Annotated in this window: 14 protein-coding genes; 5 read left to right on the top strand and 9 right to left on the bottom strand. The window is 36.5% G+C overall.

What is annotated here, in order from left to right; all coding sequences use genetic code 11:
* Nucleotides 1-51 precede the first annotated feature (51 nt).
* Both CZ490_RS12495 and CZ490_RS12500 read right to left on the bottom strand, forming a co-directional pair.
* Nucleotides 52-666 carry a YitT family protein gene (locus tag CZ490_RS12495; protein WP_077619190.1) on the bottom strand — a complete coding sequence of 205 codons (615 nt, stop codon included), beginning with the start codon at nt 664-666 and terminating at the stop codon, nt 52-54.
* 209 nt (nt 667-875) lie between these two features.
* Nucleotides 876-1,376, bottom strand: a complete 501-nt coding sequence (locus CZ490_RS12500; RefSeq protein ID WP_234987228.1) for a hypothetical protein — start codon at nt 1,374-1,376, stop codon at nt 876-878.
* A 464-nt stretch (nt 1,377-1,840) separates the two neighbouring features.
* Between CZ490_RS12500 and CZ490_RS12505 the strand changes: the two genes are divergently transcribed.
* The 3 genes from CZ490_RS12505 (at nt 1,841) to CZ490_RS12515 (ending at nt 4,226) form a co-directional block, all read left to right on the top strand.
* Nucleotides 1,841-2,548 (top strand): glucosaminidase domain-containing protein, encoded by a 708-nt coding sequence (locus tag CZ490_RS12505; RefSeq protein WP_077619192.1) that lies wholly within the window; start codon nt 1,841-1,843, stop codon nt 2,546-2,548.
* Nucleotides 2,549-2,657: 109 nt separating this feature from the next.
* Entirely contained in the window at nt 2,658-3,419 is a 762-nt protein-coding gene (locus CZ490_RS12510) for a CPBP family intramembrane glutamic endopeptidase (protein WP_077619193.1), read from the top strand.
* A gap of 126 nt (nt 3,420-3,545) precedes the next feature.
* Complete coding sequence (locus CZ490_RS12515; protein ID WP_077619194.1) at nt 3,546-4,226, top strand: SIMPL domain-containing protein; 681 nt, start codon at nt 3,546-3,548, stop codon at nt 4,224-4,226.
* Between the two features lie 28 nt (nt 4,227-4,254).
* Here the strand turns inward: CZ490_RS12515 and CZ490_RS12520 are convergent, their stop codons facing one another.
* Nucleotides 4,255-4,965, bottom strand: a complete 711-nt coding sequence (locus tag CZ490_RS12520) for a CBS domain-containing protein (RefSeq protein WP_077619195.1) — start codon at nt 4,963-4,965, stop codon at nt 4,255-4,257.
* Nucleotides 4,966-5,074: 109 nt separating this feature from the next.
* Nucleotides 5,075-5,227 (bottom strand): DUF2639 domain-containing protein, encoded by a 153-nt coding sequence (locus tag CZ490_RS12525; protein ID WP_077619196.1) that lies wholly within the window; start codon nt 5,225-5,227, stop codon nt 5,075-5,077.
* Between the two features lie 518 nt (nt 5,228-5,745).
* Between CZ490_RS12525 and CZ490_RS12530 the strand changes: the two genes are divergently transcribed.
* Together CZ490_RS12530 and CZ490_RS12535 are read left to right on the top strand one after the other, a co-directional pair.
* Complete coding sequence (locus CZ490_RS12530) at nt 5,746-6,009, top strand: atypical membrane-integrating protein (Mistic protein) (protein ID WP_077619197.1); 264 nt, start codon at nt 5,746-5,748, stop codon at nt 6,007-6,009.
* Nucleotides 6,010-6,034: 25 nt separating this feature from the next.
* A complete protein-coding gene (locus CZ490_RS12535) occupies nt 6,035-7,027 on the top strand; it encodes a potassium channel family protein (RefSeq protein WP_077619198.1) in 993 nt (330 codons plus the stop codon).
* 46 nt (nt 7,028-7,073) lie between these two features.
* Here CZ490_RS12535 and CZ490_RS12540 read toward each other — a convergent pair whose 3' ends face one another.
* The 5 genes from CZ490_RS12540 to CZ490_RS12560 all read right to left on the bottom strand — a co-directional run bounded on the left by CZ490_RS12540 (nt 7,074) and on the right by CZ490_RS12560 (nt 12,361).
* A complete protein-coding gene (locus tag CZ490_RS12540; RefSeq protein WP_077619199.1) occupies nt 7,074-8,420 on the bottom strand; it encodes a glucose-6-phosphate isomerase in 1,347 nt (448 codons plus the stop codon).
* Between the two features lie 252 nt (nt 8,421-8,672).
* Nucleotides 8,673-9,836, bottom strand: coding sequence for an iron-containing alcohol dehydrogenase (locus tag CZ490_RS12545; protein WP_077619200.1), 1,164 nt, complete (start codon nt 9,834-9,836; stop codon nt 8,673-8,675).
* A 208-nt stretch (nt 9,837-10,044) separates the two neighbouring features.
* Nucleotides 10,045-10,434 carry a S1 domain-containing post-transcriptional regulator GSP13 gene (yugI, locus tag CZ490_RS12550; protein ID WP_077619201.1) on the bottom strand — a complete coding sequence of 130 codons (390 nt, stop codon included), beginning with the start codon at nt 10,432-10,434 and terminating at the stop codon, nt 10,045-10,047.
* 260 nt (nt 10,435-10,694) lie between these two features.
* Nucleotides 10,695-11,864, bottom strand: coding sequence for an aminotransferase (locus tag CZ490_RS12555; RefSeq protein WP_077619202.1), 1,170 nt, complete (start codon nt 11,862-11,864; stop codon nt 10,695-10,697).
* Nucleotides 11,861-12,361, bottom strand: a complete 501-nt coding sequence (locus tag CZ490_RS12560; RefSeq protein ID WP_077619203.1) for an Lrp/AsnC family transcriptional regulator — start codon at nt 12,359-12,361, stop codon at nt 11,861-11,863. Before CZ490_RS12560 ends, CZ490_RS12555 begins: the two co-directional genes overlap by 4 nt.
* Nucleotides 12,362-12,369: the final 8 nt, after the last annotated feature.

Below are 12,369 nucleotides of genomic sequence, written 5' to 3' on the forward strand. Positions count from 1 at the left end.
CCTTTCAAGCAAAAGCGAGAACCTTTTTTTTAGGTCCTTGCTTTTGCTTTCTTAATTAATAGTAGCATCTTGTTGTTTTTTTAGGCCTCTCGGCAAATGGGCCTTACATACTAAATCCAATATTCTTGTACTAATGAATTGGCCAATGATTGCAAAGATGATAATCTTCCAGTCTACTACAAATCCAGTAGTTAAAAGTATCGTGCCATTAATCACAAAGAGGGTTTTCCCAGGTGGGTAGCCTTTTAGCTTTGAGATGATTAATGCTAGTATATCCATTCCGCCTGATGAAGCCCCCATTCGAAATAAAATCCCTATCCCGAAACCGAAAATCATCGAACCAACAGGTAAATCAATGATTACACTTGAAACTGGATATTGTATGAATGGAGTGATGAAACGAATGGTGAGTGCTGTTACTGTAACACAATATAATGTCCAAATGGCTGTATCTTTTCCAAGCCACTTCACTGCTGCAAATAATAAGCCTGCATTTATAACCCAAAGTGTAATATCGAAGGGAGTACCCGCTACATAATTGAACAGCACAGCAACACTAGCTGCTCCTCCAGTTGGAATATAATGTGGAAATAAAAAGGTTGCCATTGCGGCACCTTGAATGATTGCTGCTATTCCTAGCATTAATCCTCGGTTAACTATTTTCATGACGTAAACTCCTATGTTAAATCCTAGGTTATTTTGTATATGGTACCATTTTTTACAAGAGTAGAACAAACTTTATTCACCTTCATACCTTGCAAGCAATTCATAAGGCCTCACTTTAAAAACCTAATATCGCTTATAATCTCCTCTATACTAAATAAAAAAAGCCCGCTTTACCATGATAAAAGGTAAGCAGGCCACTCGTTTTTTGATTAATTTTTCCAAATAATTTCACCCGATTTTGTTGTAGGATCGATTTCAACATCGAAATCGTGTTTTTCATAAAAATAGACAAGACGATCAACGTGATCCCAGTCTCTTTTTGCAATATCTCCTTTAATGACAGGTATGTTCTGTTCACGTGCAATTTCCTTTAAATGATTCATGCAAATTGATCCATACCCCTGGTTCGCAGGTCCTTTTATATCTCCAATATGGATCGCATTATCATCATCTTGGTATTTCGCTTGAAGAGAAAAATCCCAGTTACCTCTATAGGCGGTCTCACAATCATGCACCATAATTTGGCAACGATTCCCATCATCAAGTGCAGATACGATTACCCACTTTTCATCCTTTGATTGATCTATTCCAATAATTTGATGCTTTTTTGATATCTCTTTTATGTTGTCCTGCATGCGATAAAGCTGAAACTGTAAATCCTCTAAATCTTGTTTGACCTCTGACGGGCTCTTATCCAGATCCTCTTTCATTAGCAAACTCTGATAATACATAACAAACACCTTTCATTGTATTTTTTTGCCGACCTAATCAAATACGCCTTGGCGTATTTGCGCCAGATTTTTTCGAACTCGCTCGAAAAACTTCCTTTGAAAATCTGTCGCATCCGCCGGAGGCAATACTTTATTCAGCCGTGGTTGCATTACTAGGTTTAATATTATTTCACATTCATTCTCCCAATTTATAATCGGATAAATTGCTACTGAATAAAGCAATTTAATTCCAGTTTATTGATAAAAATGGAAAATGTTTACGTTTCTGACAACGAACATACAGTTTCAGATTATACTAGACTTGTAGTGTATTTGCAAATACCCATTCTATCTGTCATCTTTTTATAAGATTGTCATAACATGTTTGTAACACAACTGTTATTTTAGTATGTTAGGATAGTTTCTCGAGTAGGATAAAGGTCTTATGAAGGAGGTAGGATACATTGAAAATCTCAACTCTTATAAGAAAACCCCCATTTCTCTATTTTATTGGTGTACTAATTATTATGGGGATTAGTATTTTTGCAACGATAAATCATTCAAATGCAGAAACAATAAATAAAAATAAGATGCAAGAAGAAATAAATAAAGAGGAAATAAATAAAGAGATTCCACAGAATAAGCCCGTGGAACTGGCATCAGAGCATTATAATGTTGAACAAGAAAATTCCATTTCCGGTTCTGAGCTGGACAAGCACTTAAAGGGAAATTTAAAGGGCTTAGGACAAAATTTTGTAAAATCGGGCGAAGAACATGATATTGATCCTGTATTTTTAGCCGCATTAGCTGCGCAGGAAACAGGTTGGGGTGATTCTGATCTTTCGACTTCACCATGGAACAATATTGGTGGTATTACGTGTATGCCTGATATATACGCTGATATCTTTGGTGAAGAATATCCAAACCCCGGTTGTGAGGAGTTAGTTAATGGGGGAACTAATTGGCAAAAATTTCTTTCTATTGAAGATAGTATTCACTTTAAGGCCATTTATTTAAAGAAGTATTATGTCGAAAATGGAAAAGGAACAATTGCTGAAATTCAATCAGTTTACGCCCCAAGTCAAGCAGCAAATGACGCCACTGGCCTAAATAATCATTGGGTGAAAAATATAGTATCCATCATGAATGACGTTAAAGAAGAACAAGTATAATTAAGGTGCCCTTTATGGGTGCTTTTTTTTGTAATAAATAATAATATGAACTTTCTCATTATCTCATTCGTATTATCTACAGGAAATAGAATGAATGAGGGTGTTCAAGATGACAGAGTTTTTTATTTTTTGGATTGCAGCGTCAATTGGTGCAATCGTCGTTATGCCATATCAATTTAAAATGTTACAAGGAAGAATCGTAGAAGATGCGAAAAAGAATCCTACTAAGAAGATTCCTCCTACACCTGTACTTGTTTTAATTAGCATTATTCAAAGTGTCATTTTATTAGGAGTTTCTGCATTTATTGGTACATGGCTTGCTCCAAAAGTCGATTTACATTGGTGGTTAGTTGATCATTGGTTACACGACACTGTTGTTCCATACTCCATTCCAAGCACAATCTTTCTTGGAGTTGTTGTTGGAACTGTTGCAGCATTCTTAATTATGCTTTTGGATGTCTTGTTTATGAAAAAAATGCCAAAGGTTACAATAGATGAACCATCAAAAGCACAATCCCTTTTGGCTTCATTTTATGGAGGGATTTCAGAGGAAGTGTTAACCCGCTTATTCCTGATGACAGTGGTAGTTTATCTATCAAGACTTTTAGGTCTAGGAGAAGTTTCGTATTGGATTGGAATCATTTTTGCCGCCCTTCTGTTTGGCGTAGGGCATTTGCCGGTTGCTTTTGGACTTTTCGGAAGATCAAATATTGTTTTCTACCGTACTGTTTTACTTAATGCCATTCCTGGAATCCTGTTTGGATATTTATATTGGAAGTATGGAATTGAAATCGCTATGATTGCTCACTTTACAGGAGATATATGTTTACACGTTATTTTTGGAGCAGTAATTAGAAAGAGAACATCATAGTATCCGTGAATTAAATCGTATGAGATAGGTAGTGCTTGCCTATCTCATTTAATTTTTCTTTTTCAACACCTAACTGGGAATAAACTAATACAATACAAAAGAATAGTTTAGGGAAGGGGCTTTATAATGTACCTTTACGAACCTTGGGCGATGCGTTCCATGCCCGTTAGAAACAATCATACTAATCAAAATAAATTGAAGGTCAATGGGGAAGGAATTGTTTCAGTAACACCGACTTCATCAACCATCACGTTGGGTGTAATTACCGAAAGCAATACTGTTTCGGCTGCTCAAAATGAAAATAACCAACTAACAAATAATGTGGTTCATTCCCTTTTGGGAGCTGGAGTACCAAATGAGAACATTAAAACAGTAGATTTTCGAATTGACATTCTATATGACTTTGAAAACTCGAAACAGACCCTGCGGGGCTATCGGGTGACCCATATGCTTCAGATTTCAGATGTGCCTATTCAATCAACTGGAAGCATAGTCGATATGGCTGTTCAGAACGGAGCTAATTCTGTTACAAGCATTAATTTCACTGTCTCAGATCCTCAGGTCTATTATGCAACAGCACTTGAAAATGCTCTAAAGGATGCTACCAGCAAAGCTCGTACAATTGCCAATGAACTAGGTGTTCAACTTCAGGAAATCCCACTTCATGTTCAGGAACTTTCGCAACAATCACCTCCCATTCCATTCCAAACTGCGATGTTTGCAAAAAGTGAAACTGCTTCACCCATTCAACCAGGTGAGCTAACAATTACCGCCCGTATTGAAGCAACATTTTCTTACTCTATTTAAATGCAAAAAAGGCACTCGTCTGTGCCTTTTAATCAATTTCAATTAAATCCCAAGAAGTAATAATACCAATTGGTTTTTCATCGATTTGTCCATTTTCAGTAATGATTACAGCTTCCAACTTTTTACCATGAGCATGGCGTTTTTCAAACATTTCTTCCACTTCAAAGATATCACGTTCCTTATCAACAAAATCAATTAAATGTTTTGTTTCGTAAGGAATTACTTCTCCTACATGTATATTAGCTAAATCTATAACGTCATTTGTTAAATGTTTAGCCATCCATTTGATTACAGCTCCAGACGTCAAAATCCCGATACATGTTCCGTCTTTATAAATAGGAAACTTTGTATACGTATTCTTATGAATCGATAAAATCACATCTTTAATAGAAGAATAGTAATTAAAATAGACAACTGGGCTATTTGAAATTGATAAGGCTGTAACCGGTTTTTCTAAAAGAGTAGCAATTTCTTCAATTCGCTCGACTACCTCGCGATGGGGTTCAGCGATATAAAAATCAGTACGTAATTTCTCATGAACAATCGCATTTCGAAGCTTTGCAAATTGAAAGAGTTCATCTTTATGTGAACGAATAATGGCATGTCTTTTTGAACCATGTGCAACTAATTGACTAAAAATATTCCCATTTACCGACCGAACCATTTTACTTAGTGCTTTATGAATTCGATTGAAGGCTACCTCAAATCGTTCTGATAAATCTACTTCGACTATCTCCACTCTGTCCCCTCCTACTAACCTATTATAATATATAAAGTGAAGCTTGGTTGGAGGAAATGCTAACAATAAAAAAGTAGCCTAAAGTCTAGGCTACCTAGGGTGAATACTACTATTTTTCTTTATCTACGATTAGTTCAAGATAAAGCTTTCGTAAGATATATGTCTTATAGGTCTCGAGCTTCTTTCGTTCTACCGGATGATGGAAGATTCCTTTTTCTTTCAATTGTTTCACATACCAACCCTTTGATCCTGGATACGCCAATTTAGATTCCCCCTCTTTTTTTACACTTGTCCTAAATGTATGCTAAAAATAGAAAAAGAATGATTGAAATTCTATGAATTTTTTTATTAAATCTGTAACTTTTAATGAAACAATACGTCTATTTCAATGAAGTTTTCATTTCTCTCTTGCCTCTAGTTACTCTCTCATAATTAGAGGCAATCTTTTTCTTATCCCCTATCATTTATTTATAAAGTACCTCTAGGAATTCCTAGAGGTATATTTCTTTGTATGAAACATGACAATTTGCTAATAGTATAAAGTAGGGGTGATCGTGTGAAGAAAGAAACCATAAGTTGGATTCTAACTGGTCTCGTAATTGTCTTTTTCCTCTGTTCATTCTTTTACTTTAGTTCCGATATCTTTGAAAAATTTATAAAAGGATTCTGGGATTAAAAAGCTCTTTTCTTAGAATAGGGCTTTTTGTCTTGGTATTTTATGCAAAATTAACAACTTTTTGCACACACTATAGAGAAACACTCGGAAGAGGAGCAAAAAGTATGAAGCTTAATGAAAATGAAAAGAAGTCACTTAGTGATTCGATTGATAAATTAAATGAGGGCTTAGATGTTGTCATTGGACTTTACAATGAAGCAGAGGCGGATAAGCCACTAATTGAATTTGATCAAGAGGTCATTGAGGCTATTGAAAATGCGAAGGAAACCTTTGGGGATGAAGAAATTACTCGAAGAATCAATACCATCATAAAAGAAATCTTCGCCTTTCTACCAAAAGATGAAAAAGGAAAAAAGTTAAAAGAATAACATCTTATAGAAAGGAGTGGCCAGTATGGTTACAAGTATATTAGCTTCCTTCTTTAGGCGTTTCTTAATCGCGAAACTAATTGGAATTGTCATATTGGTCATCATCATTTTCGGGACTATTATTCATCTTATAGAACCAGAAAACTTCCCAACTATCTTTGATGGCGTATGGTGGGCAATTGTTACCGCCTCGACTGTAGGATATGGAGATTACACCCCTTCTAGTTTAATGGGAAGAATCGTAGGTATGTTTCTTATTTTTATCGGTGTTGGGATTGTAACGAGATATTTTGCCGCGATATCAACATCAGCATTGGTTACACAGAACGCTTATATTGAAGGAACATCGGACTTTTACGGAAAGAAACATATTATCATCATTGGCTGGAATGAACGAGTAAGAGAAACAATATCCGTGCTAAAAACCCCAGCCTCTAACACCGAAATTCTTCTAGTCGATGACACATTAGAAAAAAACCCGATGCCAGGTAATCATTTTCATTTCATTAAAGGTGATCCAACTCGTGATGATACGTTAATAAAAGCAAATATCCAAGAAGCGGATATGGTCCTTGTCACTGCCGACCAAGGAAAGGATGAGGTCCACGCTGACATGCTCTCAATCCTGACATTGTTAGCTATCAAAGGTTTAAATCCAGATGTTTTTACAATCGTGGAAATACTTACCACCCACCAGATTCAAAATGCAAAGCGTGGTGGAGCGGATGAAATTATTCAGACGAATCGAATTTCAAGTCTAGTCATGGTCAATAGTATTCTGTCACATGGAGTTTCTGATGCTTTACTCGCAATGTTAGTCGATCTGAAGGGCGGAAAACTTCAATACTTAGATACCACCTTTGATTTAATCGGATTAAGCTTCCAAAAAGCAAGTGAAACCTTATTAAAAGAAGGGAAGATACTAATAGGGATTAAACGGGAAGAAGAAATTACTATAAACCCTCCACTTTCCCTTGAAATCAGAAAAAACGACCAAATTCTAATCATTAAAAGTTAAAGGGATTCCTATCGATAGGAATCCCTTTATATTTACGTAAGACTTATTATAAACGTTTTTCTAGTTCAGCTTTTTTGTCCTCAAATCCTGGTTTACCAAGTAATGCAAACATATTTACTTTGTAAGCTTCAACACCTGGTTGGTCGAATGGGTTTACACCTAGTAAATAGCCACTCATTGCACATGCTTTTTCAAAGAAATACACAAGGTAGCCAAAGGAGTACTCGTCCATTTCTGGTACATTAACAATTAGATTTGGTACACCCCCATCTGTATGAGCAAGCATTGTACCTTCAAATGCTTTTGTATTAACAAACTCAACAGATTTTCCAGCTAAATAGTTTAATCCATCTAAATCATTCTCTTCTGCTTCAACAATAAGCTCATGACGGGACTTTTCAATATTAATAACTGTTTCAAATAAATCACGTCGTCCTTCTTGAACGTATTGGCCTAGTGAGTGAAGATCTGTTGAAAAGTTTGCAGATGATGGGTAAATCCCTTTCTGATCTTTCCCTTCACTCTCACCAAATAATTGTTTCCACCATTCAGAGAAATATTGAAGTCCTGGCTCATAATTGATTAACATTTCGATTGTTTTGCCCTTATTGTATAGAGCATTTCGAACTGCAGCATATTGATACGCAGGATTTTCTTCAAGTTCTGATTTAGAAAAATCAACACTTGCAGCCTGTGCACCCTTCATCATTTCTTCGATATTTGCACCACTTACTGCAATAGGTAGTAATCCAACAGCAGTTAATACAGAATAACGGCCCCCTACATCATCAGGAATAACAAAGGATTCATAGCCTTCCTCTGTAGCTAATGTTTTCAATGCACCACGAGCTTTATCTGTAGTTGCAAAAATACGGCCACGCGCTTCCTCTTTACCATACTTTTCAATCAACATCTTACGGAAGATACGGAATGCAAGTGCTGGTTCTGTTGTTGTACCTGATTTGGATATAACATTGATTGAATAATCTTTGTCTTCCAGTAAATCCATAAGATCTTTCATATAAGTGGAACTAATGTTATTTCCAACGAATACGATTTGTGGTGTTTTACGCTGTTCCTTCGTTAGAGAATTATAGAAGGAATGGTTTAACCAATCAATTGCAGCTTTGGCCCCTAAATAAGAACCACCAATACCGATGACAAGCAAAATATCCGAATCGGACTTGATTTTTTCTGCACTTTTTTGGATACGTGAAAATTCCTCTTTATCATAGTTAGTTGGAAGATCTACCCAACCTAGGAAGTCACTACCCGCACCAGTTTTTTCATGTATAGAATGGTGAGCGACCTTTACCGCATCACGTAGATATGTAATTTCATGTTCTCCAAAAAATGATAATGCTTTTGAATAATCAAAACGAACATGTGTCATTTTCAATACCTCCACCCTTGTATTTTAAAAACCTCTTTCCACTGTAACCAAAGTTTTCTGATAAATCAAGACTACAGTCTACCTGTAAGCGTATCCAATTTATTTTTTTCAAAAAAAAGCGCTACCACAGTTAGTATGAGCTTTTTTCATTGTTTATAAAATTATAAAATCAAATACGTGAAAGTTTTCACTTTTGTTAAAAAAATGAAGAATCCCTTCGATAAGATCAAAGGGACTTTCCACCAAATTTAGTTATAAAGATGCTCGAAGTATATCATATGAATCTTGTTTATTTAGGACCTTGAAACGACCAAATTCTCCATATACAACTGTTTTTTCAGCCATAAGTTCAAGTTTTTCTTCACCGATGCCGTAATCTGCTAGTCTAGATGGTGCACCTATTGAGACCCAAAACTCTCGAAGTTTTTCAATTCCTTCAAGTGCAATATCACGATCGGTTTTCCCTTCAGGGTCGACATTAAACACTCGAACTGCCAATTGCTTGAATCGACCAATGTTTTCATCTAAGACATGTTTCATCCAATTTGGGAATAGAATTGCAAGTCCACCGCCATGAGGAATATCATATACGGCTGACACTGCATGTTCAATATTATGGGTTGCCCAATCTCCGTTATATCCCATATTTAACATTTTATTTAAGGCAAGCGTTCCATTTAGCATAATGGTTGCACGGTGATCATAGTTTTCAAGATCATTGATTAGTTTTGGTGCGGTTTCAATGACTGTACGTAAAACAGACTCGCACCACTGGTCTTGTGTTAACGTATTTGGTTCATGGTGAAAATAATGTTCCAAAACATGTGACATCATATCAACTATACCGTATACAGTTTGATCCTTTGGTAGTGTAAAGGTATAGACTGGATCTAGAATCGAAAATTTCGGAAAAACAGCAGGGCTTCCCCAACCATATTTTTCGTTTGTTTCCCAATTCGTAATAACCGAACCAGAATTCATCTCTGAACCAGTTGCTGCAATTGTTAATACCGTTCCTAAAGGAAGGGCGTCAGAAGCGACTGCTTTACGAGTCATAAAATCCCACACATCTCCATCGTATTTAGCACCTGCCGCGATAGCCTTTGTACAATCAATTACACTCCCACCACCTACAGCTAGCAAGAACTCAATACCTTCCCTACGACAAATATCAATCCCTCTTCGAACAGTAGTTAAACGTGGGTTGGGTTCTACTCCTGATAACTCATGAACTTCAGTACCTAATTCATTCAATAAAGAAATCACTTCGTCATATAGTCCGTTTCTTTTTATACTTCCCCCCCCATATATAAGCAACACTTTGTTCCCATATTGAGGTATTTCGTTTCTCAATTCTTGAACCTGACCCTTCCCAAAAATTAATTTAGTCGGGTTAAAATATGTAAAGTTTTCCATTAAAAATCGCCTCCTAGCAAAAATTATGGCAATGTTTGTAATCGATGTAAAGTAGATTGCTTTCTATCTTTTAGCAGAAGTTTGCCACATTTGCTGAGATCAAAGCATTTGAATTAATCCTCTGCACATTAGATATAATTTCCATAGTTTCTTTACTCATACAAAAAAAAGAGGCAATATAAGTGATTGCCTCTTTTTTAATAGATTCTTATTTAAAACTTGATTGTTCAATCCACTCTTCAAGCTTATCCTTTAGAGTATTGAAACCTTGTGAATCAGAATTGTTCGTTTGTTGTGTTTGTGCTGGACGCTTTTTCGGTTTTGCAGCTCGTTGCTGTACCGGCTGTTCTGGTGCTTCCTGCGTTGCACGAATAGATAAGCCGATTTTGCCAGCTCCTTCATCAACAGATAAAACCTTAACTTCTACTTCATCTCCAACCTTAACATGTTCGTTAATATCTTTAACAAAACCATGGGTTACTTCTGAAATATGAACTAAACCTTGTGTATTTTCGTCTAATGCAACAAATGCTCCATAAGGTTGAATCCCTGTAATTTTACCTTTAATAACACTTCCTACTTCGATTTTCTCTGACATGCTACCCAACTCCTAAAACTTTAGTTTAATCACTTTTTATACGCAATATAAAATTATAACACAAAATGTCCATTTATTCAAAAGTAAAGCATTTCGCATTTATAGAGTTACCAATAATTAAAGAAAATATGACGTCGTAAAGGAGTTCGGTTGAAGTGTTTAAGGAAGGAGAAAATCGGGTATTCTAGATTTCAAAGGCTTTTCTAGTATTCCCCCTTTTGTATGTTGGACAAAACCAAAATTGGTTTTGTCCTTTTTTATTAGACTAGATTATTATGCTTCAGGAAGCGTCCCATGCGTTTTACAGCTTCTTGTAGTTGTTCTAATGAGGAGGCATAAGAGCAGCGGATAAAGCCTTCTCCACTTTCCCCGAACACATTTCCAGGGACAACAGCTACTTTTTCCTCCATCAGTAAACGGTGTGCAAATTCTTCTGATGACAGACCCGTTTCTTTAATAGATGGAAAAGCATAGAAAGCACCTCCTGGCATATGACACGATAGTCCAATTTCCCGTAAGGAGGTTACAAAAAAGTTTCTGCGCTGACGATAGCTTTTTCTCATTGACTCTACTTCTGAAAGGCCGTTACGAAGAGCCTCGATTGCTCCATATTGTGCCATCGTTGATGCACACATCATTGTATACTGGTGGATCTTTAACATAGCTTCAGAAATTTCTGTTGGAGCGGCTGAATACCCTAATCGCCAACCTGTCATAGCAAAGCCCTTTGAAAATCCTGATACAAGGATTGTTCGCTCAAACATACCTGGTATGCTCGAAAAACTGGTATATTGGCCTTCGTAAGAAAGCTCAGCGTAAATTTCATCTGAGATTACGATTAAGTCATGCTTTTCTACGATTTTTGCAATCGCTTCGAGCTCATCCTTTTTTAGCATTGTACCTGTTGGATTATTTGGTGAACAAATAATAATGGCCTTTGTACGCTCGGTTACAACTTTTTCAATTTCTTCAGGTTGTAGTTTAAATTCATTTTCACTCTTTGTATGAACTGGTACCGGCACTCCACCAGCTAATGCAACGATTGGTGAATAGGCAACAAAAGTAGGTTCAACAATGATTACTTCGTCTCCAGGATCGACAATTGCACGTAAAGCCAAATCAATTGCTTGGCTTCCTCCAACTGTCACTATGACCTCTTTTTCAGGTGAGTATGCTACACCAAATGAATTTTGCAAATAAGCAGATATTTCTTGTCTAAGTTCGAGCAATCCCGCGTTTCCCGTGTATGAGGTAATCCCCGATTCGATGGATTGGATACTTGCTTCTCTTATGGACCAGGGTGTTACAAAGTCAGGTTCACCTACCCCCAACGAGATAACCCCCTCCATCGTAACCGCTAAGTCAAAAAAGCGGCGAATTCCTGATGGCTTTAATTCTTGAACCTTTTTGGAAAGATAATGGGAAGTCATGGTGTCACCACAATCCGTCTATCGTCATCACCTTGGTCAAATATCGTCCCATCGTGCTTATATTTTTTTAATATAAAGTGCGTCGTTGTTGATAGAACCGAATCCAGAGTTGAGAGCTTTTCAGATACAAAAGAACCAACTTCTGACATGGTTTTCCCTTCGATTACTACGGATAAGTCATAGGCTCCAGACATTAGATAAACTGATTTTACTTCCTTAAAATGATAGATGCGCTTGGCAATTTCATCAAAACCAACGCCTTTTTTCGGGGTTACCTTAACATCAATCATGGCTGTTACACCTTCGTGACCTTCAACCTTTTTCCAGTCAACGATTGTGTTATATTCAACAATGATTTTTTGGTCTTCAAGCTTTCGGATAATACGATCAACCTCGTCGACATTTTTGCCAACTAACTTTGCGATTGTTTCTACAGGAAGTCGTCCATTATTTTCAATAATTTCTAGTATTTCAATTTCATTTTCCTGTAATTGCATAAAGGTCA

Origin of the sequence: Litchfieldia sinesaloumensis, from assembly GCF_900156865.1 — a bacterium.
Taxonomy (GTDB): Bacteria; Bacillota; Bacilli; order Bacillales; family Bacillaceae_L; genus Ferdinandcohnia; species Ferdinandcohnia sinesaloumensis.

Bases quoted from the DNA above. Each gene is read 5' to 3' on its own strand.
- CZ490_RS12535 (WP_077619198.1), top strand. From the start codon at position 6,035: ATGGTTACAAGTATATTAGCTTCCTTCTTTAGGCGTTTCTTAATCGCG.
- CZ490_RS12510 (WP_077619193.1), top strand. From the start codon at position 2,658: ATGACAGAGTTTTTTATTTTTTGGATTGCAGCGTCAATTGGTGCAATC.
- CZ490_RS12555 (WP_077619202.1), bottom strand. From the start codon at position 11,864: ATGACTTCCCATTATCTTTCCAAAAAGGTTCAAGAATTAAAGCCATCA.
- CZ490_RS12500 (WP_234987228.1), bottom strand. From the start codon at position 1,376: ATGAAAGAGGATCTGGATAAGAGCCCGTCAGAGGTCAAACAAGATTTA.
- CZ490_RS12530 (WP_077619197.1), top strand. From the start codon at position 5,746: ATGAAGCTTAATGAAAATGAAAAGAAGTCACTTAGTGATTCGATTGAT.
- CZ490_RS12495 (WP_077619190.1), bottom strand. From the start codon at position 666: ATGAAAATAGTTAACCGAGGATTAATGCTAGGAATAGCAGCAATCATT.
- CZ490_RS12515 (WP_077619194.1), top strand. From the start codon at position 3,546: ATGTACCTTTACGAACCTTGGGCGATGCGTTCCATGCCCGTTAGAAAC.
- yugI (WP_077619201.1), bottom strand. From the start codon at position 10,434: ATGTCAGAGAAAATCGAAGTAGGAAGTGTTATTAAAGGTAAAATTACA.
- CZ490_RS12540 (WP_077619199.1), bottom strand. From the start codon at position 8,420: ATGACACATGTTCGTTTTGATTATTCAAAAGCATTATCATTTTTTGGA.
- CZ490_RS12560 (WP_077619203.1), bottom strand. From the start codon at position 12,361: ATGCAATTACAGGAAAATGAAATTGAAATACTAGAAATTATTGAAAAT.
- CZ490_RS12545 (WP_077619200.1), bottom strand. From the start codon at position 9,836: ATGGAAAACTTTACATATTTTAACCCGACTAAATTAATTTTTGGGAAG.